Origin of the sequence: Pseudacidovorax sp., from assembly GCF_017991995.1 — a bacterium.
Taxonomy (GTDB): domain Bacteria; phylum Pseudomonadota; class Gammaproteobacteria; order Burkholderiales; family Burkholderiaceae_C; genus Xenophilus.
In genome coordinates this window covers 16,368-35,300 of sequence record NZ_JAGOPN010000005.1, presented here as the reverse complement: position 1 = coordinate 35,300, position 18,933 = coordinate 16,368, and the positions used below count along the sequence as shown (strand labels likewise).

22 protein-coding genes are annotated in these 18,933 nt (G+C 69.8%); 6 read left to right on the top strand and 16 right to left on the bottom strand.

What is annotated here, in order from left to right:
• Positions 1 to 3: 3 nt before the first annotated feature.
• Both KBC94_RS08230 and KBC94_RS08225 read left to right on the top strand, forming a co-directional pair.
• Positions 4 to 393: a chorismate mutase gene (locus KBC94_RS08230; RefSeq protein WP_294368518.1), complete on the top strand. Its 390-nt coding sequence runs from the start codon at positions 4 to 6 to the stop codon at positions 391 to 393.
• Positions 390 to 1,388 carry a tripartite tricarboxylate transporter substrate binding protein gene (locus KBC94_RS08225; protein WP_294368515.1) on the top strand — a complete coding sequence of 333 codons (999 nt, stop codon included), beginning with the start codon at positions 390 to 392 and terminating at the stop codon, positions 1,386 to 1,388. Before KBC94_RS08230 ends, KBC94_RS08225 begins: the two co-directional genes overlap by 4 nt.
• A 38-nt stretch (positions 1,389 to 1,426) precedes the next feature.
• Here the strand turns inward: KBC94_RS08225 and KBC94_RS08220 are convergent, their stop codons facing one another.
• The 13 genes from KBC94_RS08220 to KBC94_RS08160 form a co-directional block, all read right to left on the bottom strand.
• The gene (locus KBC94_RS08220; protein WP_294368513.1) at positions 1,427 to 1,726 is read right to left on the bottom strand and encodes a hypothetical protein; all 300 of its coding nucleotides are present in this window, start codon (positions 1,724 to 1,726) and stop codon (positions 1,427 to 1,429) included.
• A gap of 54 nt (positions 1,727 to 1,780) precedes the next feature.
• Positions 1,781 to 2,830 (bottom strand): glycerophosphodiester phosphodiesterase, encoded by a 1,050-nt coding sequence (locus KBC94_RS08215; protein WP_294368509.1) that lies wholly within the window; start codon positions 2,828 to 2,830, stop codon positions 1,781 to 1,783.
• Positions 2,831 to 2,985: 155 nt separating this feature from the next.
• Positions 2,986 to 3,567, bottom strand: coding sequence for a DUF1439 domain-containing protein (locus KBC94_RS08210; protein ID WP_294368508.1), 582 nt, complete (start codon positions 3,565 to 3,567; stop codon positions 2,986 to 2,988).
• A gap of 132 nt (positions 3,568 to 3,699) precedes the next feature.
• Entirely contained in the window at positions 3,700 to 4,689 is a 990-nt protein-coding gene (locus tag KBC94_RS08205; RefSeq protein ID WP_294368506.1) for a tripartite tricarboxylate transporter substrate binding protein, read from the bottom strand.
• 65 nt (positions 4,690 to 4,754) lie between these two features.
• Positions 4,755 to 5,531, bottom strand: coding sequence for an amino acid ABC transporter ATP-binding protein (locus tag KBC94_RS08200; protein ID WP_294368504.1), 777 nt, complete (start codon positions 5,529 to 5,531; stop codon positions 4,755 to 4,757).
• Positions 5,515 to 6,168 (bottom strand): amino acid ABC transporter permease, encoded by a 654-nt coding sequence (locus tag KBC94_RS08195; protein WP_294368503.1) that lies wholly within the window; start codon positions 6,166 to 6,168, stop codon positions 5,515 to 5,517. Before KBC94_RS08195 ends, KBC94_RS08200 begins: the two co-directional genes overlap by 17 nt.
• A gap of 12 nt (positions 6,169 to 6,180) precedes the next feature.
• The gene (locus KBC94_RS08190; protein WP_294368501.1) at positions 6,181 to 6,834 is read right to left on the bottom strand and encodes an amino acid ABC transporter permease; all 654 of its coding nucleotides are present in this window, start codon (positions 6,832 to 6,834) and stop codon (positions 6,181 to 6,183) included.
• A 53-nt stretch (positions 6,835 to 6,887) separates the two neighbouring features.
• Positions 6,888 to 7,676 carry a transporter substrate-binding domain-containing protein gene (locus KBC94_RS08185; RefSeq protein ID WP_294368498.1) on the bottom strand — a complete coding sequence of 263 codons (789 nt, stop codon included), beginning with the start codon at positions 7,674 to 7,676 and terminating at the stop codon, positions 6,888 to 6,890.
• Complete coding sequence (locus tag KBC94_RS08180; RefSeq protein WP_294368496.1) at positions 7,673 to 8,488, bottom strand: GntR family transcriptional regulator; 816 nt, start codon at positions 8,486 to 8,488, stop codon at positions 7,673 to 7,675. Before KBC94_RS08180 ends, KBC94_RS08185 begins: the two co-directional genes overlap by 4 nt.
• Before the next feature lie 136 nt (positions 8,489 to 8,624).
• Positions 8,625 to 9,575 carry a dihydroorotate dehydrogenase gene (locus KBC94_RS08175; RefSeq protein ID WP_294368494.1) on the bottom strand — a complete coding sequence of 317 codons (951 nt, stop codon included), beginning with the start codon at positions 9,573 to 9,575 and terminating at the stop codon, positions 8,625 to 8,627.
• Entirely contained in the window at positions 9,568 to 10,431 is an 864-nt protein-coding gene (locus KBC94_RS08170) for a dihydroorotate dehydrogenase electron transfer subunit (protein ID WP_294368492.1), read from the bottom strand. The genes KBC94_RS08175 and KBC94_RS08170 overlap by 8 nt, the downstream gene beginning before the upstream one ends.
• Positions 10,428 to 11,714: a hydantoinase/carbamoylase family amidase gene (locus KBC94_RS08165; RefSeq protein WP_294368490.1), complete on the bottom strand. Its 1,287-nt coding sequence runs from the start codon at positions 11,712 to 11,714 to the stop codon at positions 10,428 to 10,430. Before KBC94_RS08165 ends, KBC94_RS08170 begins: the two co-directional genes overlap by 4 nt.
• Positions 11,711 to 12,382: a phosphoribosyltransferase gene (locus KBC94_RS08160; protein WP_294368488.1), complete on the bottom strand. Its 672-nt coding sequence runs from the start codon at positions 12,380 to 12,382 to the stop codon at positions 11,711 to 11,713. The genes KBC94_RS08165 and KBC94_RS08160 overlap by 4 nt, the downstream gene beginning before the upstream one ends.
• Positions 12,383 to 12,517: 135 nt before the next feature.
• Here KBC94_RS08160 and KBC94_RS08155 point away from each other — a divergent pair, with 135 nt between their 5' ends.
• The 3 genes from KBC94_RS08155 to KBC94_RS08145 all read left to right on the top strand — a co-directional run bounded on the left by KBC94_RS08155 (position 12,518) and on the right by KBC94_RS08145 (position 17,239).
• Entirely contained in the window at positions 12,518 to 13,435 is a 918-nt protein-coding gene (locus tag KBC94_RS08155; RefSeq protein ID WP_294368485.1) for a LysR family transcriptional regulator, read from the top strand.
• Between the two features lie 239 nt (positions 13,436 to 13,674).
• Positions 13,675 to 15,453: a PAS-domain containing protein gene (locus KBC94_RS08150; RefSeq protein WP_294368483.1), complete on the top strand. Its 1,779-nt coding sequence runs from the start codon at positions 13,675 to 13,677 to the stop codon at positions 15,451 to 15,453.
• An 85-nt stretch (positions 15,454 to 15,538) separates the two neighbouring features.
• Entirely contained in the window at positions 15,539 to 17,239 is a 1,701-nt protein-coding gene (locus KBC94_RS08145; RefSeq protein WP_294368480.1) for a long-chain fatty acid--CoA ligase, read from the top strand.
• A 135-nt stretch (positions 17,240 to 17,374) separates the two neighbouring features.
• Here KBC94_RS08145 and KBC94_RS08140 read toward each other — a convergent pair whose 3' ends face one another.
• From KBC94_RS08140 to KBC94_RS08130, 3 genes are all read right to left on the bottom strand, one after another.
• Entirely contained in the window at positions 17,375 to 17,716 is a 342-nt protein-coding gene (locus tag KBC94_RS08140) for an RNA-binding protein (RefSeq protein ID WP_294368477.1), read from the bottom strand.
• Positions 17,717 to 17,779: 63 nt separating this feature from the next.
• Positions 17,780 to 18,052, bottom strand: a complete 273-nt coding sequence (infA, locus tag KBC94_RS08135) for a translation initiation factor IF-1 (RefSeq protein WP_017760753.1) — start codon at positions 18,050 to 18,052, stop codon at positions 17,780 to 17,782.
• A gap of 37 nt (positions 18,053 to 18,089) precedes the next feature.
• Entirely contained in the window at positions 18,090 to 18,305 is a 216-nt protein-coding gene (locus KBC94_RS08130) for a hypothetical protein (protein ID WP_294368473.1), read from the bottom strand.
• Positions 18,306 to 18,651: 346 nt separating this feature from the next.
• Between KBC94_RS08130 and KBC94_RS08125 the strand changes: the two genes are divergently transcribed.
• Positions 18,652 to 18,870, top strand: a complete 219-nt coding sequence (locus tag KBC94_RS08125; protein WP_052383800.1) for a hypothetical protein — start codon at positions 18,652 to 18,654, stop codon at positions 18,868 to 18,870.
• Positions 18,871 to 18,933 lie beyond the last annotated feature (63 nt).

Below are 18,933 nucleotides of genomic sequence, written 5' to 3'. Positions count from 1 at the left end.
TTCATGAACATTCCCACTGCCCACCTCTCAGGCACGGAGCCCGATCCGCACGGCCCGCCGCTGCGGCGGTTCCTCGATCCCGGCTACACGCCGCTTTGCAACTCGCTGGCCGAGATCCGCGCCGGCATCGATGCGCTGGACGAGCAGATCGTCGCGCTGTTGGCCGAACGGGGGCGCTATGTGCGCGATGCCGCGCGCTTCAAGCGTGACGCCTTCCAGGTCTCGGCGCCTGCCCGGCAGGAGCAGGTGTTCGCCAAGGTGCGAGCGCTGGCCGAGGCCAAGGGCGCCTATCCCGAAGTGGTGGACGCCTGCTATCGCGCGATGGTGGCCGGTTTCATCGCGCGCGAGCAGCAGGACCATGCGGCCATGGCCCCGGTGGAGGATGGCCAATGACCCTGTTGCGTCGACATACCCTCCAATGGGCCGCGCTGGCGGCCATCGTGTCGGCAGCCTTGCCCGCTCAAGCCCAGAACGCTGCCGTGTCGCAGGACTGGCCCAGGCGCCCGATTCGCATCGTCGTGCCCTTTGGCGCCGGCTCGTCGCCGGACATCCTCGCGCGCATCGTCAATGACCGCCTGGCGCCGAGGCTGGGCCAGCCGGTGATCGTCGAGAACCGCGCCGGGGCTGGCGGCAACGCCGGCACCGACGTGGTGGCCAAGGCCAGTCCGGATGGCTACACCTTCCTTCTGTCGGTCAATGCCCCGCTGGTCTACAACACGGTGCTCTACCGCAACCTGCCCTACGACCCCTTCCGTGACCTGGCTCCGGTATCGCTGGCAGCCACCACACCCAACGTCTGTGCCGTCAATGCGCAGACGGGCATCGATTCGGTCAAGGGATGGCTGGATGCGCTGCGGCGCAACCCCGGCAAGTACAACTTCGCCTCCACGGGCAATGGGTCCATCGCGCACCTCGGCGTGGAGCTCGTCAAGGCGAAGACCCAGTCATTCGCCGTGCACATTCCCTACGCCTCGTCGGCGCAGGCGGTGACGGCGCTGGTGCAGGGGGATGTGCAGTTTGCCTGCCTGCCACCTGTGACGGTGATGCCGCAGGTCAAGGCGGGCAAGCTCAAGGCCTTGGCCGTGACGTCCGCGCAGCGCTCCGCGCTGTTGCCCGATCTGCCGACGCTGCGCGAGTCCGGTCTGCCGGACATCCAGGCCGTGCCCTGGTTCGCCTACATGGCGCCACGCGACACACCGCGGCCGGTGGTCGAGCGCATGAGCCGGGAAATCGCCGCTGTGCTCGCCGAGCCTGAAGTCCGACAGCGTCTGCTCGGCGCCTACTTCGATCCGGTCGGCGGGACCCCGGAGCAACTCGCGGCCTTCATGCGTGACGAACTGCAGCGATGGAAGCCGGTGATCGAGCGCGCCGGCCTCAAGCCGGACTGAGTCCCCCATCGCCGTGCATAGAGGTGCACGAGGAAGACTCAGCCGCCCAGCAGCACACCCCGCGCCTTGTCCGTCCACAGCTGCAGGCTGTCCAGCAGGTCCTTCTGGCTGAAGGAGCAGCTTTCCTCGCTGAACAAGGCGCTGGATTCCAGGCGGTCCACCACGTCGAGCAGGACGGGCGCGTAGCGCGGTGGGAGCGCGGCCTGCAGCGCAGAGGCCTGGCGGGCGTGGTCGCACAGGCGGCCAAGTTGCAGCGGATCGCGGCGGGTGGCGGCGAGCAGGTCGGCGAGTCGGGCGAGCTGGTCCTGGGCGGTGGCGGCGTCGGTGGTCGTGTTCATGGCGCGAGCGGGGTGTTCGAGGTCGGTACGGTGCAGGGGCGCGGCCTGCAAAGGTCAGGCTGAGGCGGACCGTGCCGGCAGCGCAGGCGGCAGCGGCAGGTCGCGTTCCTGCATCAGCGCGCGCAGCCGGTCGGGATAGTCGGTGATCAGGCCGTCCACGCCCATGTCGATCAGGCGGGCCATGTCGGCGGGGTTGTTGACCGTCCAGGGCAGCACCTTCAGGTCCACGTCGTGGGCCTCCTTCACCTGCTGGGGCTGCAGGTCGCCGAAGGCCGGCGACCAGATGGACAGGCCCTTGCCGCGCCGCGATGCGGCATCGATCAGCCGCGGCACGCTGCCGCCATGGTCGGCCAGGCGCAGGCCCGCGGTCCAGCGGCTGTCCTGCACGGTGCGCGGACTGGTGAGCCAGGCGCGCCAGAGACGGGGTTCGCGCGTCTCGGCATACACCAGGCTACGCCAGTCGAAGCTCTGCAGCGTCACGTGAGAGATTCGTCCGGCGCGCCGCGCCTCGGCCAGGATGGCGTCGGTGATGGCTTCGGGCGACGCGGTCTCCGCGGGCTTGGTGGGGTCGACCTTGGTCTCGATGTTGAAGCTGATCTGGCCCGCGCCGCGCCGGTCGGCCAGCGCGAACAGCTCTGCCAGGGTGGGAATGCGTTCGCCGTCGCGCGGCACCTGCGTGGCGAACTGCTGGCCGTATTGGGTGTTCGGGTTCAGCCGGCCGACGTCGTAGGTCTTGAGCTGGGCCAGGGTCAGTTGATGGATGGCGGGGCCGGTGGCACTCAGCCAGCGGCCCTGGGCGTCGCGCGTGTGGTCGGGGTTGAGGGCGGTGTCGTGGGAGATCACGGCCACGCCGTCGGCCGTGAGACCGATGTCGAGCTCCAGCGTGGTGACGCCGAGGCTGATTGCGTGGTCGAAGGCGGCGAGCGTGTTCTCGGGTGCGAGGCCGCGGCCACCGCGATGCGCCTGCAGGTCGAGCAAGCGCTGCGTTGGCGCCTCGGGCACGGCCCGGCAGGCGGCCAGGCTGGCGAAGGCGGGAAGCAGGACGAGGGTGCCGCGGCCGAGCAGGGCGCGGCGGGACAGGGGCTGGGGAGGCGACGTGGACATGCCCTGATTCTGGACGCCGCCGATGACGGTGGCGTCAGCGCCAGCGCCGGGGTTTGCCCGGGGACACGGGACGTGTGGCAAGCAGCCGGGACGCGCCCTGCAGTGCCCGTGCGACGCGGCCACGGCGAAGCGTGCGTGGCCGCGTCCTTCGCACGCTATCGGAGCTGCACCTTGATGCCGTCCGCCAGCATGGTGATGTCGCCGATCTCGTAGGTCTTGCGGCCGACGGTCAGGTCTTCCTTGCGGAAGGTGTGCAGGGCCTGGCCCTGCAGCAGCTCCTGCGCGACGGCGGCGCCCGCGCGCTGCAGGCGCACGGCGTCCTGGCCAGCCACGCCGTCGAACACCACGCGCTCCGCGCGCGGCTGGTCCAGGCGCAGGCTCAGCGTCTCGGGGTCGTAGCGCAGCATGCTGCTCACAGCCACCTGGCCGCCCACTTGCGAGGGGTTGAGGAAGGGGCTGGCGATGGTGACGGCGGTGGTCAGCATCGCGCGATTGGCGCCCGGGTCCAGGTCCAGCCGCGGGTCGCGCAGCGTGACGTCCAGTAGGCCGCCGGCGCTCTGGCGCAAGGGGAATTTCTTCGCCACCTGGGCCTGCAGTTCCTCGCGCGAGGCGGTGTACTCGCTGGTGAAGAAGTTGAAACCGGCCCATGCGCTGCGCAGTGGGACGGCACCCAGCAGGAGAAGGGCGCCGCCGCTGGCGAGAAGGCGGCGGCGGGCGGCGAGGTCGGGGTGCGTCATGCGAGCTTTGAAGGTGGGGTGGGGGATGGGTTCCTCGACCATCGAAGAGGTGGTGTCCGCATGTTTCGTCGGCCTTCGATCAATGCGCGTGGCATCGAGCGGCCGGTGGGGCCGAGGGCGCCGCCCGCATGTTCAGTCCAGCCGCGCGCCGGAGGCCTTCACCGCCGCCGCCCAGCGCGGCGTTTCCGCCTGCAGGAAACGGCCGAAGTCCGCGCTGCCGAGGAAGGCCGGATCCGCGCCCTGGCTCACCATGCGGCTCTTCAGGTCGGGCTGGGCCAGAACCTGCTGGAAGGCGCCGCTCAGCCTGTCGACTACCTCCCGGGGCGTGCCGTCCGGCACGAAGAAGCCGTAGAAGCCCACCACCTCGAAGCCCTTGAGCCCGGCCTCGATGGCGGTCGGGATGTCCGGCAGCGCTGGGTTGCGCTCGCGGCTGGTCACGGCCAGGGCGCGCACCTTGCCCTGCTTGTGGTAGCTCGCGGCCTGGGGAATGGACTCGGCCATGAACTGCACCTGTCCGCCCATCAGGTCGGTGAAGGCCGGCGCGCTGCCGCGGTAGGGAATGTGGACCATGAAGACACCGGCCGCGCTCTTGAACATCTCGGGCACCAGGTGGCTGATGCCGCCGTTGCCGGCCGAGCCGTAGTTGATCTGGCCCGGCCGCGCCTTGGCGTACTGGATGAACTCGCCCAGCGTCCTGGCGGGCACGTTGTTGTTGACCAGCAGTGCCAGCGGCTGCATGGCGGTGCGCGCCACGGGCGTGAAGTCGCGCAGGGTGTTGTAGGGCAGGCTGCGGTAGAGCGCGCCGTTGATCACCGCCACGCCGGTGTTGGCGAGCATGAGCGTATAGCCGTCGGCCGGGCTCTTGGCGACGAAGTCGGCGCCCACCGAGCCGCCTGCGCCGGGCTTGTAGTCCACCAGCACCGGCTGGCCGAGCACGGCCTGCAGCCGGTCGGTGAGCAGGCGGGCATGCTGGTCCAGCGGGCCGCCGGCGGGAAAGCCGATGACGATCTTCAGCGGCTTGTCGGGAAAGGCGGCCTGCGCGGCCAGGCCCGTGCAAAGGGCCAGCGTGCCCAGCAGGGTGGCCAGGCCGCGCCGGCGGCGGATGCGGTGTTCTTGCTTCATCGGCGTCTCCGTTCTTGTGAGGGCGCCGATGATAGTGAGCGGCCTCTGCCGCGCGTGACGATCGCTCAGTCGTGCAGCGACGACAGGAACTGCTTCAGCTCCGCCGTCTGCGGATTGCCGAAGAGCTCGGCCGGCGGGCCCATCTCGTGCACGCGGCCCTGGTGCATGAAGATCACGCGGTCGCTCACCTTGCGGGCGAAGCTCATCTCGTGCGTGACCATCAGCAGCGTCATGCCTTCGTCGGCCAGTGACTCCACCACGCGCAGCACCTCGCCCACCAGCTCGGGATCGAGCGCGGAGGTGATCTCGTCGCACAGCAGCACGGCCGGCTCCATGGCCAGGGCACGGGCGATGGCCACGCGCTGCTGCTGGCCGCCCGACAGCTGGTCGGGCATGGCGTCGAACTTCTCGGCCAGGCCCACGCGGGCGAGCAGCTTGCGCGCCTGTGCCTCGGTCTCGGCCTTGTTCTTCTTCTTCACCAGCGTGGGCGCCAGCATCACGTTGCGGCCCACCGACAGGTGCGGGAACAGGTTGAAGCTCTGGAAGATCATGCCCACGCGCTGGCGCAGCTCGCGCATGGCCATGGCGCTGTCGTGCAGCAGCGGCTTGGCGTCGACGGTGAGCGCGCCTTCCTGGAACTCCTCCAGGCCGTTGATGCAGCGCAGCAGGGTGCTCTTGCCCGAGCCGCTCTTGCCGATGATGGCGATCACCTCACCACGTGCTACTTCCAGGTCGATGCCCTTGAGCACCTGGTTGCTGCCGTAGGACTTCTTGAGCGCCGTGATGCGCACGATGGGCGCGCCGGGCTCGACATGGGCGTGGGTTTCAGGAACGGCGGCCATGGGTCTTTCTTTCGAGATGCTTGGCGTAGAGGCTGACGGGGAAGCACAGCGCGAAGTACATGAGCGCCACGCAGGCGAACACGGTGAAGGGGCGGAAGGTGGCGTTGGAGATCATCCCGCCCGCCTTGGTCAGCTCCACGAAGCCGATGACCGAGGCCAGCGCCGTGCCCTTGATGACCTGCACCAGGAAGCCGACCGTCGGCGCGATGGCGATCTTGACGGCCTGCGGCAGGATCACATGCCGCATCTGCTCGCCGAAGTTCAGCGCCAGGCTGGAGGACGCCTCCCACTGGCCGCGCGGGATGGCGGCCACGCAGCCGCGCCAGATCTCGGTGAGGAAGGCACTGGTGTAGAGCGTGAGGGCGAAGGCCGCCGAGGTCCACGGCGACACGTCGATGCCGAAGAGCGCGATGCCGAAGTAGGCCAGGAAGAGCTGCATCAGCAGCGGCGTGCCCTGGAAGAGCTGCACATAGCCGCCGATGAGCCGCTGCACGGCCTTGCCGCCGCGCAGCCGCGCCGCGAGCAGCAGGCCGCCGACCACGCCGCCGCCCACGAAGGCGATCAGCGACAGCACCACCGTCCAGCGGGCGGCGAGCAGCAGGTTGCGGAGGATGTCCCAGAGGGTGAATTCGACCATCGTGGTGCTCCTTCAGCGGCCGAAGAACCGGGGGCCGGCCCAGTTGAACAGGCGCCGTGCGCCGATGGCCAGCAGCAGGTAGATGACCGTGGCGACGATGAATGCCTCGAAGGCGCGGAAGTTGCGGCTCTGGATGAGGTTGGCGGCGTAGCTCAGCTCCTCGACCGAGATCTGGCCGCACACCGCCGAGCCCAGCATCACGATGATGATCTGGCTGACCATGGCCGGCCACACCTTCTTCATGGCGGGCGGCAGCACCACGCGCACGAAGGTCTGGGCCCGCGTCAGCGCCAGGCTGGCGGCGGCCTCGATCTGGCCCTTGGGCGTGGCCTCCACGCCGGCGCGGATGATCTCGGTGGCATAGGCGCCGAGGTTGAGCACCATGGCGATGATCGACGCCACCTCGGGCGTGAGCTTCACCCCTGCGGCCGGCAGTCCGAAGAAGATGAAGAACAGCTGCACGATGAAGGGCGTGTTGCGGATCAGCTCCACATAGGTGCCCACCACCCAGCGCAGCCAGCCCGGCCCCCAGGCCCGCGCCCAGGCGCAGCCGATGCCCAGCGCCATGCCGATCACGGTGGCGATGGCCGTGAGCCCGAGGGTCCACGCCACCCCCTTGAGGAGCAGCGGCCATTCCGAAAGGATGGCCCAGAAGTCGAAGGTCATGGGAGGTCTCGGGCAATACGGCTACAGGACGCGATCAAGCAATGGGGGTGCTATCAGACCGGCAGGTCGCCAGCGGCTTTGCCCAGCCACTGCTTCGACATCTTGTCCAGCGTGCCGTCCTTCTTCGCGTTGGCGATGATCTCGTTGACCTTGGCCTTCAGCGCGTCCTCGCCCTTGGCGATGCCCACGAAGCAGGGGCTGTCCTTGAGCAGCAGCTTGAACTCGGTGTTGATCTGCGGGTTCTTGCGGATCATCTCGGCGGCCACGGCGCCGCTCATGGCGATCACCTGCGTCTGGCCGGCCACGTAGGCGGCGACGGTGGCGTTGTTGTCCTCGAAGCGGCGGTAGTCCACGCCGCTCGGGGCGACCTTGTTCAGCTCCTGGTCTTCCATGGCGCCGCGGGTCACGGCCACGGTCTTGCCGGTGAGGTCCTTGAAGTCCTTGACGGCCATCGTCTTCTTGGCGAACACGCCCTGGAAGAAGGGCGCATAGGCCGAGCTGAAGTCGATGACCTTCTCGCGCTCGGCGTTCTTGCCCAGCGTGCTGATGACCAGGTCGGCCTTCTTGGTCTGCAGGTAGGGGATGCGGTTGGCGCTGGTCACCGGCACCAGTTCCAGCTTGACGCCCATCTTCGAGGCGATCAGCTTGGCCATGTCGATGTCCAGGCCCTGGGGCGCCATGTCGGTGCCGACGAAGCCGTAGGGCGGGTAGTCGGTGGGAATGGCCACCTTCAGCGTCTTGGACTTGAGCACGTTGTCCAGCGCGCTTTGGGCATGCGCGGCACCGGCGAACAGTGCGGCAGCGGCCAGGCCGAGGGTGAAGAGGCGTTTGGAGGGCGTCATAGAAGCTTTCCCAGGTAGGTGGAGGAGTCGTCGGAGGAATCGGGGCCGCCGGCGGCGCCGCGCTTGCGCGCAGCAGCCTTGGACGGGGTGGTTCGCAAAAGCTGTGCCGAGGGGGCGGCGTCGGGGTTGGCGCCGCCCGCCCGCACGGGCGCCAGGGCTTCGCGCAGTCGCGCCAGCGGGTCGGGCGCGGTGGAGACGCTCAGCGCCGCCTGCACCGTGCCGATGTGTTCGGCCATCAGCGCCTCGGCCTCGGCGATGGCGCCGCGCTCCAGGGCCTCGACGATGCGCACGTGGTCCTCGCAGGACTGCTCGGCATCGTGGGTGGACTGGTAGCGCATCGCGATCAGCGTGGTGCGGGCGGTGTAGTCGCGCAGGGTGTCGGCCAGCAGCGAGTTGCCCAGGCAGTCGGCCAGGCAGACGTGGAAGTCGCCCAGCAGGTAGCTGCGCTTGCCGATGTCGTCCTGCCGCAGGGCGGCCTTTTCCTGCTGCAGGTGCAGCTTGAGTCGCTTGAGGGCCTCCTTGCGCACGCCGCTGGCGCTCTGGCGGATCAGGCCGGTCTCGATCACGCGGCGGGCCTCGAAGGCCTCGCGCGCCTCGTCCTGCGAGGGCTCGATCAGGTACCAGCCGCGGCGGGCGCTCACCGTGACGATGCCGCGCGCCGCCAGGCGGGTGAGCGCCTCGCGCACGATGGTGCGGCTGCAGTCGAAGAGCAGCGCCAGCTCCTGCTCGCCCAGGCGGGAGCCGGGCGCCAGCTTCTGGGCCAGGACCGCTTCGACGATGCGGTTGCTGATGTCGGTGGACGAGATCGCCATGCGCGGATGGCGAGCACGAAGCATGCCAATCTGGTATGCAAGCCTGGCGCACGAATGTGGTTCATTCCTGGGATGAACCGCCCTGGCGTGCACCACGGCCACGCGAGGGCCGCACGCTTGGAGTGCGGCGGCGGCGTTAGGCCCAGGCGGCGGCCTGCGCCCGCCAACTGCGTTGTTCCTCGCCTTCCATCTGGACGGCCCCGGTCAGCTCGGCCGCCCGCGCCACGCCGTGTGCGGCGCAGTAATCGTGGAGCCCGGCCACGATGCGCTGCATCGCGGCGGGATCGATGAAGGAGGCCGTGCCCACCTGGATGGCGGTGGCGCCGGCCAGCAGGTATTCGACGGCGTCCTCGGCCGTGGCGATGCCGCCGCAGCCGATGACCGGGATGCGCACCGCCCGCGCGCATTGGTAGGTCATGCGCAGCGTGACCGGCTTGAGCGCCGGCCCCGACAGTCCGCCCATGCCATTGCCCAGCCGCGGGCGGCGGGTGTGCACGTCGATGGCCATGCCCAGCGCCGTGTTGCCCATCACCACCGCGTCGGCGCCGGCCGCTTCGGCGGCGCGGGCGATGGCGGACACGTCGCCTGCGTTGGGCGTCAGCTTGGCCCACAGCGGCAGGCCGGTGGCGCGCCGCATGGCGGCGATGGCGTCGTGCGTGCTGCGCGCACTCATGGCGAAGGCCAGGCCGTCGGCCTCCAGGTTGGGGCAGGAGATGTTGGCCTCGATGGCGGCCACGCCGGGCCTCGACAACACCTGCACGGCCGCCGCGAACTCGGCCACCGTATCGGCCGACAGCGAGACCACCACCGGCGTGCCGAAGCCCTGGTAGGCCGGCAGCACGTCGCGCACGAAGGCGTCCAGCCCCTTGCTGGGGATGCCGATGGAGTTGAGCAGGCCGCTCTGCACCTCGGCCACGCGGGGCGTCGGGTTGCCCACGCGCGTCCTGGGCGTGACGCTCTTGATCACCAGGGCACCGAGGGCGCCCAGGTCCAGCGCTTCCTGGTACTCGACGGCGAAGCAGCCGGAAGCCGGCATCACCGGGTTGCGCAGCGCCAGGCTGCCGATGCGCACCGAGAGATCAGCCATGCCAGCCTCCCACCATCTCGCGCAACGGAAACACCGGGCCCTCGCGGCAGACGCGCTGCAGGGCGACGCGGCCGTCCTGCTCGAAGGGCCGCACGCAGGACAGGCACACGCCCATGCCGCAGGCCATGCGCTGCTCCAGCGCCACCTCGGCCCGGACCTGCGGATGCGGCTGCAGCAGCCGGCGCAGGAGCAGCGCCAGTCGCTCGGAGCCGCAGGTGTAGACGGCGTCGCAGCCCGCGGTCAGCAGGCCGGCCAGCAGCGGTTCGACGCGGTCCACGGCGGAGCTGCCATCGCTGTCGAAGACGGCATGCACCGTGGCCGGTGCGCCGCGCAGCAGTTCGTCGGCCATCGCGTCGGCCGGACTGCGGGCGGAAAGCAGCACGTCGATGGCGATGCCGGCCTGCGCCGCTCGGCGCACCAGCGGCGCCATGGTGGCCAAACCCACGCCGCGGGCCACCAGCAGCACGCGCCGGGCCCCCGCGTCGAGTGTGAATCCCTGGCCCAGCGGACCGACGATCTCCATCGACTGGCCTTCGGCCAGCGTGGCCAGCGCCTGCGTGCCGGTGCCCGCGACGGCATAGAGGAATTCGACCGTGCCGGCTTCCGGCCCCGTGCCGTAGACGCTCATGGGCCGCAGCAGGAAGGGCTGCAGCGCGCTCGTCTGCGGGCAGCGCAGTTGATAGAACTGCCCGGGCCGCGTGCTGCCGGCCAGGTCGGCCTCCGCCTGCAGCCGCAGGTAGCGGTAGCGCGCATTGACCGCCTGGTGGGCAGTCACGCGGCAGTGGTGGCTGGCCACCCGGGCCGGGGCGGCCGTGGCGCAGGTGGCGGGCAGATCGTCGACAACGGTGCAGTTCATGGCGCGGCCTCTGCGGTAAGGGGGGCAGGGGCGAGCGCGCCGACCGGCAGGTCGGCCCGCAGCGAGGCCACGGCTTCGCGCAGCACGGCGATGCCGGCATCCAGGTCTTCGCGCGCAAGGGCCTCGTGCGGGTTGTGCGAGCCGTGCGCGTTGCGCACGAAGAGCATGGCCGAAGGAATGCCGGCGGCGGCGAACACGGCGGCGTCGTGGCCGGCGCCGCTGGGCAGGCGCTCCAGCGGCTGGCCGAGCGCGGCGCCGGCCGATTCGAAGCGGCGGATCCAGCCCTCGTCCATCGTGGCGGGCGCGCTGGCGACAGGCTCGTCGAATTCGAAGCGCACGCCGCGCTCCGCGGCCACCGTCTCGCATTCCTGCTTCAACAGCGCATGGAAGCGGCGCAGCGTCTCGGCATCCTGGCTGCGCACCTCGAAGCTGAATTGCACCTCGCCCGGGATCACCGACACCGCATGCGAGGCGGCAGGGGTGGTGAAGATGCCGGCGGTCATCACCAGGTCCATGCCCATCTGCAGCAGCACGCGCCAGTGCTCGTCCATGCGGGCCAGCAGCTGGGCCACGGCCAGCACCGCGTCGTGGCGAAGCCAGCGCGGCACGGCGCCCGAGTGGCCGGTCTCGCCCAGGCAGCGCACGCGGTTGTGGCGCAGGTTGCCGCGGATGCCGGTGACGGCCGCCACCGGCCAGCCGCGGGCCACCATCACCGGGCCCTGCTCGATGTGCAGTTCCAGGTAGGCGGCGACGGGCGCCGGCAGCAGCAGCTCGCCGCGTGCGATGGCCGCCACGTCGGCGCCGCAGCGGGCCAGGGCCTCGCCCAGCGTGCCGGTGCCCGTGCGATGGCGCAGCGCCAGCGCCGAGGCGGGCAGGCGGCCCAGCAGCGCCAGGGAGCCGACATAGGCGCGGCCGTACCAGGCGCTTTCCTCGCCGCGCAGCGCCAGCACGCGCAGCGGCGGAAGGCTTTGCCAGTCGGCCGCCAGCGCCTGCAGCACCGCGATGCCGGCCACCACGCCGGCCAGGCCGTCGTAGTTGCCGCCCTGCGGCACCGAGTCGACGTGCGAGCCGATGACCACGGCCGGTTCGTCCCGACGGTCGGCCGCGATGCGCAGCCACAGGTTGCCGGCGCGGTCGGTCTCGGCGGCCAAGCCCATTGCTTCGGCCTCCTGCGTCAGCAGCGTCAGCGCGGCGCTTTCGCCGTCGCCATAGCTTTCGCGGGTGATGCCGAGGCCGTCATGGGTGGCCTGGCCGATTCGGTCCAGAAGATCGAAGGGCGTCATGCCGCCACCCCCGTGCCGCCGTGGGCCACCGACCATTCGATGGGGGCGGCGCTGAATTCGGCCAGCATCTTCAGCGCGGCGTCGTCGAGGCAGCCCGCCTGCTGGAGGGCCGCGTGCAGATGGCGCCACGAGGCCAGGGCGTGCAGCGCCACCGGCGCCGAGGCGGGCGGCACCTGCGGATAGATGGCGTAGTCGAACAGCACCAGCACGTCGTCCACCTGCGCGCCGGTCTGGCGCAGCGCGGCCGCGGCGGCGTTCTTGGAGCGGCCGTCGGTGCTCACGTCGTCCACCAGCAGCGTGCGGCAGCCCGGAGCCAGCCGCCCCTGCAACTGCGCCTGCACGCCCCAGCCGATGGGCCGCTTGCGCAGCGTGAGCAGGGGCAACGACAGGCGCTCGGCCAGCCAGGCGGCCAGCGCGATGCCCGAGCTTTCGGTGCCCACCACGGCGCCGATGCCCTGTTCGCGCACCCGCGGCGCCACCGCCTCGGCCATGCGGTCCAGCAACTGGCGTCGACGCGCGGGTTCGGCCAGCAGGGCATGCACATCGACGTAGACCGGGCTGGCCCAGCCCGAGGTGTAGAAGAAGGGGGTGCCTTCGGCCAGGCGCACGGCGTCGGCCTCGACCAGGGCGCGGGCCACGGAGGCGGCGTCGGATTCGGAAAAGATCATGGGCTTGCAGAAAGGAGCAAGCGGCGCATCCTAGGCAGCCGTCTCGGCGCGGCGAAGTGCAAAAATCTCCGCGAGCCGTTCCGATCCGCGATGGCTCGGCCCCGGGCGGCCCGCGCCCGACGCCCGAACGCCCGCATGCCCCGTCCTCCTTCTCCCCGCAGCTTTGCCCGGCAGCTCGATGTCGGCACGCTCGACCTCTTCGTGCTGGTGTGCGAGACGGGCAGCATCGCCCGCGCGGCCGAGCGCGCGCAACTGGTCGCCTCGGCCGCCAGCAAGCGCATCGCCGAGCTGGAGTCGCTGGCCCAGGCGCCGCTGCTGGTGCGCCATGCCCGGGGCGTGCGGCCCACGCCGCTGGGCCTTGTGCTGTTGTCGCATGCGCAGGCCATCCTGCTGGCGGTCGAACACCTGCGCGAGGATCTTGCCGAAGCCGCCCAGGGCATCCGCGGCCGCGTGCGCGTGTGCGCCAGTGCCTCGGCGGTGGAGCAGTTCCTGCCGGCGGACCTGGCCGACTTCATGCGTCGCCATCCCGACATCCGCATCGACCTGCGCCAGGCCGCCAGCCGCGCGGTGGCGCAGGCGGTGCGCGAGGGGACGGCCGACGTGGGCGTGTGCGGGCCCAGCGACGACGTGCTGGGCCTGGAAAGCCGGCCCTACCGGCAGGAGCAGCTGGTGCTGGTCGTGCCGCGCGGCCATGCACTGGCGCGGCTGCGGCGGGTGGCCTATGCGCGCACGCTGGACTGGCCGCAGGTGGGCCTGCGCGACAGCAGCACGGTGCAGGCGGCGCTGTCGCAGGAAGCCAGCAGCACCCGCCGTGTGTTGCGCCGTCACATCGAAGTGGACAGCCTGAGCGCCCTTTGCCGCATGGTGGAGGCGGGACTGGGCGTCGGCGTGATGCCCGAAGGCGCCTTCCGCGCGCTGGCCGAAGGCACGCCCCTGCGCGCCGTGCCGCTCACCGATGTCTGGGCTCGGCGGGAGTTGCGCCTGTACGCGCAGCGTTTCGACGGCTTGCCCGCCGTGGCCCAGCGCTTCGCCGATCACGTCGCCCCCGTCTGAGGCAGCCGCAGCGGTCGACGGCCGCGCGCTGTTGCGGGTTCCGCACTTGGGCTGCCACGGCACGACAGTTATTCAAATACCGCAAACGTATGTTTTACATTGTCAGGAACGAGGCAAAATGTATTCAGGACGGCGCGGAAATGCCGATAAGAGAAGAAAACTCCGGATGACCGTCTGCCGGCCGCAGGCATGTCCCCCTGAAAGCCCTTGCCCTGACCGCCAGCGCCACGCCTCTTTCGATGGATCTCGACGACCCGCTGAAGCCTGACCTGGTCCATGACCTGACCGGGCCTGTGCGCGTGATGGCCGATGCGCTGGACGGATTGGCGGTGGGCTTGTGCCTGTTCGACGACCAGGACCGCTGCCTGCTCTGGAACCGCACCTTCCTGCGTTTCTTTCCGGAACACGAGGGCCATGTGCATGTCGGCGAGTCGTACCGCGACAACCTGCGCCGCTTCTACGGCGTAAGGCTGGCGTCCGACGAGCGCGGCCAGCTCGACCGCTTCGTTGCCGAGGGCCTTCAGCGCCACCGTGCGCAGCACCGGCCCTTCGCCTTCGAGCACCGGGGGCGGTGCCTGTGGGTGTCGTCCCTGCCCATGCCCGGCATCGGCCGGGTGCGCATGTGGCGCGAGGAGGGCGGCGTGCAGCTGTCGGGCTCCGCCGGCACCTCGGGCATCGCCGGCCTGGACAGCCAGGCGCTGCTGGACCACATGCCGGACGGCGTGATGATCACGTCGCCCGACCAGCGCATCGTCTGGGTCAACGAGCCCTTCCTGGCGATGTACGGCCTGCGCGAGCGCCAGGCGGCCATCGGCAGCACCTTCGAGCAGGTCTTTCGCGCCGCCTGGTCCGCCACGGCGCGCGAGGGGGAGCGGGCAATGTTCGACGAGGGCGTGGCCATCCTGGGCGAGAACCTGCACTTCACCGGCGCGCCCTTCGAGCTGCCGCTGCCCGATGCGCGCTGGAGCCGGGTGATCGGCGAGCGCAGCGCCGGCGGCACCTGCTTCTTCGCCCATGTGGACATCACGCTGCTCAAGCGCCAGCAGCAGCAGCTGTTGATGGCCAACTGGCGCACCTGGGAAAGCGACACGCTGCTGCGCCAGAAGTCCACCATGCTGGAGGCCGCGCTCGAGCGGATGGAGCAGGGCATCATCATGGTCAACCCCCAGGGCGTGGTGGAGGTCTGCAACAAGCGGGTGGTGGAACTGCTGGACCTGCCGCCCGAGCTGATGGCGTCGCGGCCGGCCTTTCGCGAGGTGCAGGCGATCCAGCTCGCCCAGCGTGTGGCCCGCGGCATGCCGCCCGGACTGGCGGCGCAGCCGCAGGCGATCCCCTTCGACCAGCCCTACCGCTACGAACGCCAGCAGCCCGATGGCCGCGTGATCGAGGTCTACAGCGTGCCCATGGATGGCGGCGGCGCCGTGCTCACCTACACCGACATCACCGACCGCCGCCGCAGCGAGGAGCGCATCCGCTACCTGGCGCGCCACGACGGCCTGACCTCCCTGGTCAATCGCGAGGTCTTCCTGGAGCACATGGCCGGCGCCGCGCTGGCCGCCAGCCACGGCGGCGAGGGCTTCGCCGTGCACTACATCGACATCGACAACTTCAAGCCCATCAACGACCGCTACGGCCATGCGGCCGGGGACAAGGTGCTGGTGACCGCCGCCCGGCGCATGCGCGAGGTGATCGGGCCGGGCGACGTGCTGGCGCGCATCGGCGGCGACGAATTCGCGCTGCTGCAGCACGGCACCAACGCGCCTTCGGCCGCGCGTTCGCTGGCCGAGCGCATGCTGCTCGCGCTGGGGCAGCCGATGGAGGTCGACACGCAGACCCTGTCGGTGAAGGCGTCCGTGGGCATCGCGCTGTCCACCGGCGTGGGCGACGACCCGGACGAGCTGATCCGCCGGGCCGACAGCGCCATGTACCTGGCCAAGGCGCGGGGCGCTGGCGGCGTGTGCCTGTTCGGGGCGTTGGGCGGCTGGACCGGCGAGGGCGCGGACTCGTCGCCTATGTGACGCGGAAGGGGCTTTCCCGGTGTCGTGTGCCCGGGGGCGGGGCGTAGGCTGGCGGCTTTTGTCGCGACACCGCATTCCCTCACCCATGTCTGCCGACCGCCCGCACTACCGCTTCTGGCCCAAACGCCTGCCGCACGCCATCACGCTGCCCGCCACCTCGCTGTGGCACAACCTGGCCACCAGCGCGCAGCGCTATCCCGACAAGGCGGCGCTGGTCTACTTCGACCGCGTGACCTCGTACCGCGAACTGGCGGCGCAGGTCGAGGCACTGGCCGGCGCGCTGCATGCGCTGGGCGTGCGCCGCGGCGACCGCGTGGTGCTGGACATGCAGAACACGCCGCAACTGGTGGTGGCGCATTTCGCCATCCTGCGGGCCAACGCCGTGGTGGTGCCCGTCAACCCGATGAACCGGGCCGAGGAGCTCAAGCACTACATCAGCGATCCGGACGCCAAGGTCGCCATCACCACGGCCGATCTGGCGCCAGAGCTGGCCAAGGCGAGCGATGCACTGCCCGAGGGGGAACGGCTCGCGCACCTGGTCGTCACCCAGTTCACCGATGCCTTCGATGCGGCAGCGGCGGACGGCCCGTCCATGGCGCCGGCCTGGAAGAACTGGCTGCTCACCCGCCACGAACTTCCGCGGCTCGATGGCGGCGAGGTGCATGCCTGGACCGACTTGATGGCCCGCAACGCGCCCGCGCCGGCGCACGAGGTGGGCGCCGACGACATGGCCCTGCTGCCCTACACCAGCGGCACCACCGGCCTGCCCAAGGGCTGCGTCCACCTGCACCGCAGCCTGATGCACAACGCCGTCTCGGGCCAGATGTGGGGCTGCGCCCATGCCGACACCGTGGTGCTGGCGGTGGTGCCCATGTTCCACATCACCGGCATCGTCAGCATGATGCACACGGCCATCCTGGCGGCGGCGGCGCTGGTCATCATGCCGCGCTGGGACCGCGACGTGGCCGGGCACCTCATCTCCACCCGCAAGGTCACGAGCTGGACCAACATCCCGACGATGGTGATCGACCTGCTGGCCAGCCCGCACTTCAAGAACTACGACCTGTCCAGCCTGATCTACATCGGCGGTGGCGGGGCTGCCATGCCGCAGGCCGTGGCGCAGCGGCTGCTGGACGAGTTCGGCCTGGCCTACCAGGAAGGCTATGGGCTCACCGAAACGGCCGCGCCCTCGCACAGCAACCCGCCCGACCATCCCAAGCAGCAATGCCTGGGCATGCCCTTCATGGGCGTGGACGCGCGCGTGGTCGACCCCGACACGCTGCAGGAACTGCCACCCGGGGAGTCCGGCGAGATCATCATCCATGGCCCGCAGGTCTTCGAGGGCTACTGGAAGCGACCCGATGCGACCGCATCGGCCTTCATCGAGTTCGAGGGCAAGCGCTTCTTCCGCTCGGGCGACATGGGTCGCATGGACGAGGAGGGCTACTTCTTCATCACCGACCGCCTCAAGCGCATGATCAATGCGAGCGGCTTCAAGGTCTGGCCGGCGGAGGTGGAGCTGCTGATGTTCCGCCACCCAGCCATTCAGGAGGCCTGCGTCATCGCCACCCGCGACACCTACCGCGGCGAGTCGGTCAAGGCGATGGTGGTGCTGCGGCCTACGCACAAGGGCACCACCGCCGAGGACATCATCGGCTGGTGCCGTGAGAACATGGCCGCCTACAAGGTGCCGCGGCAGGTGCAGTTCCTCGATGCGCTGCCCAAGAGCGGCAGCGGCAAGGTCATGTGGCGCCTGCTGCAGGAGGCGGAGGACGGGGCGAAGTAGACATCCCGCCCCTCGACGCGGACGCCCCGTGGCGGCCGCTGCGGCACAAAAGAAAACGGCCCGCGCGAAGCGGGCCGTTCTCATTCAGGCCATGCACCTGCCGGTGGGATGCACCAGCAGGGCAAAGGGCTGATTTCAGTACGAGTTGCGATAGCCACCGCCACCGCCGCCGTAGCCGCCGCCGCTGCCACGACGATCACCGCCGCCGCCGTTGCCACCGGTGCGCGGCGTCATCGGACGGGCCACGTTCACGGTCACGGCGCGGCCGTCGATGCTCTGGCCGTTGAGGCCGTTGATGGCAGCCTGGGCTTCTTCGGCCGAGCCCATCTCCACGAAGCCGAAGCCCTTGGAGCGGTCGCTGTCGCGGTCGATCATGACCTTGGCCGAGTTGACGTGGCCGAATTCGGAGAAGTGACGCTGGAGGCTTTCGTCACGGGTGCTGTAGGCCAGATTGCCAACGTAGAGTCTGTTTTCCATGGGTTTCTTTCGTTCTGCCGCGTTTGAAGTTCGATGCGGCAAGGTGGGTTGAAGGGGAAGCGATCAGCGCTGCGGCGGACGCTTGCGCGGCGCGGCAGAGGCTCCACCCGAGCGTTGCTCGAGATGGCGGAAGGTGAGGCGACCCTTGTTCAGGTCGTAGGGCGACATCTCGATGGAGACCTTGTCGCCGGCCAGCACGCGGATGCGGTGCTTGCGCATCTTTCCGCCCGTGTAGCAGATGAGGGTGTGCCCGTTGTCGAGCGTGACGCGAAAGCGGGAGTCCGGCAGGACTTCTTCCACCTTGCCTTGCATTTCGATCAGTTCTTCCTTGGCCACGAAGCTCCTTGTCAGTGATGGGGTCGGTCGGCCTGTATCAGGCCAGCTGGTTGTTCAGCACGAAGTGCTGGCCCTGGGCGAGGGCATAGCGCTCGGCGTTGGCGGCGCTGTCGAATCGCGGGATGAACCGGAAGATCCGGTCGTGCATGCCGCGGCGGATGGAGACGGACGCGGCGTACTGGCCGGTGTCGGTCAGCCGCGTCAGCGGTGTGATGAGGTAGCGGCCCAACGATTGGGCGGGAATGTTCTGCATGAAATCGAAGTTCGTGATCCGCGTCCGGCGCGGACCTGCGCTGGGTGGCAAGCCGAAGGCTGCCATGCGCAGAAAAGTGAAACCCTGAGGGGTGGATCCAGCCCGCAAGAAAGGGTGATGCGGACGGGCGATGAACTCGCCGAAGAAGATGGGCGTCCGGCCAGAATTTTGGGACCGAAGCCTGGGCAGCCCGGGAAGCTGCGCGGTGCCAATCAAGGGCGGGGGCGGCGAGTACGCCCCGGCCAATCGACGGAGTATAGCCGATCACGGCTGACTCTGCTCAAAAATCCCCTCCGGCGGCCACGGCGGGTGTTACGCTGTGTCATCGACGCTTGGAAGGGCACGAATGAACACTGCCTCGCTTTCTAGACCTCGGCAGGATGCACTGCGCATCGAGCTTCCGCGGGTGGCCAACCTTCTGCAACGCCGGCGTGCCGGCGAGATCGATGAAGCGACGATCGACGATCTGGTGGCCTTGTCCTGGCTGGAATGGATGGGTGGATCCCTCCAACTGACGACCACGGGCTCCAACATCTGCAGGCAGCAGAAGCTGAGAGAGGACTAGCGTCTTCGGCGCAGCGCGCCCCCCGCGTCGGTACTGCCTTTCACGGCTGTTTGTCGCCTTCGC

Coding starts and splice junctions, on each gene's coding strand:
- KBC94_RS08180 (WP_294368496.1), bottom strand. CDS start 8,488: ATGGCGATCTCGTCCACCGACATCAGCAACCGCATCGTCGAAGCGGTC.
- KBC94_RS08140 (WP_294368477.1), bottom strand. CDS start 17,716: ATGGAAAACAGACTCTACGTTGGCAATCTGGCCTACAGCACCCGTGAC.
- KBC94_RS08130 (WP_294368473.1), bottom strand. CDS start 18,305: ATGCAGAACATTCCCGCCCAATCGTTGGGCCGCTACCTCATCACACCG.
- KBC94_RS08150 (WP_294368483.1), top strand. CDS start 13,675: ATGGATCTCGACGACCCGCTGAAGCCTGACCTGGTCCATGACCTGACC.
- KBC94_RS08230 (WP_294368518.1), top strand. CDS start 4: ATGAACATTCCCACTGCCCACCTCTCAGGCACGGAGCCCGATCCGCAC.
- KBC94_RS08185 (WP_294368498.1), bottom strand. CDS start 7,676: ATGACGCCCTCCAAACGCCTCTTCACCCTCGGCCTGGCCGCTGCCGCA.
- KBC94_RS08170 (WP_294368492.1), bottom strand. CDS start 10,431: ATGAACTGCACCGTTGTCGACGATCTGCCCGCCACCTGCGCCACGGCC.
- KBC94_RS08125 (WP_052383800.1), top strand. CDS start 18,652: ATGAACACTGCCTCGCTTTCTAGACCTCGGCAGGATGCACTGCGCATC.
- KBC94_RS08165 (WP_294368490.1), bottom strand. CDS start 11,714: ATGACGCCCTTCGATCTTCTGGACCGAATCGGCCAGGCCACCCATGAC.
- KBC94_RS08210 (WP_294368508.1), bottom strand. CDS start 3,567: ATGACGCACCCCGACCTCGCCGCCCGCCGCCGCCTTCTCGCCAGCGGC.
- KBC94_RS08200 (WP_294368504.1), bottom strand. CDS start 5,531: ATGGCCGCCGTTCCTGAAACCCACGCCCATGTCGAGCCCGGCGCGCCC.
- KBC94_RS08205 (WP_294368506.1), bottom strand. CDS start 4,689: ATGAAGCAAGAACACCGCATCCGCCGCCGGCGCGGCCTGGCCACCCTG.
- KBC94_RS08175 (WP_294368494.1), bottom strand. CDS start 9,575: ATGGCTGATCTCTCGGTGCGCATCGGCAGCCTGGCGCTGCGCAACCCG.
- KBC94_RS08190 (WP_294368501.1), bottom strand. CDS start 6,834: ATGACCTTCGACTTCTGGGCCATCCTTTCGGAATGGCCGCTGCTCCTC.
- KBC94_RS08215 (WP_294368509.1), bottom strand. CDS start 2,830: ATGTCCACGTCGCCTCCCCAGCCCCTGTCCCGCCGCGCCCTGCTCGGC.
- KBC94_RS08145 (WP_294368480.1), top strand. CDS start 15,539: ATGTCTGCCGACCGCCCGCACTACCGCTTCTGGCCCAAACGCCTGCCG.
- KBC94_RS08225 (WP_294368515.1), top strand. CDS start 390: ATGACCCTGTTGCGTCGACATACCCTCCAATGGGCCGCGCTGGCGGCC.
- KBC94_RS08195 (WP_294368503.1), bottom strand. CDS start 6,168: ATGGTCGAATTCACCCTCTGGGACATCCTCCGCAACCTGCTGCTCGCC.
- KBC94_RS08220 (WP_294368513.1), bottom strand. CDS start 1,726: ATGAACACGACCACCGACGCCGCCACCGCCCAGGACCAGCTCGCCCGA.
- KBC94_RS08155 (WP_294368485.1), top strand. CDS start 12,518: ATGCCCCGTCCTCCTTCTCCCCGCAGCTTTGCCCGGCAGCTCGATGTC.
- KBC94_RS08160 (WP_294368488.1), bottom strand. CDS start 12,382: ATGATCTTTTCCGAATCCGACGCCGCCTCCGTGGCCCGCGCCCTGGTC.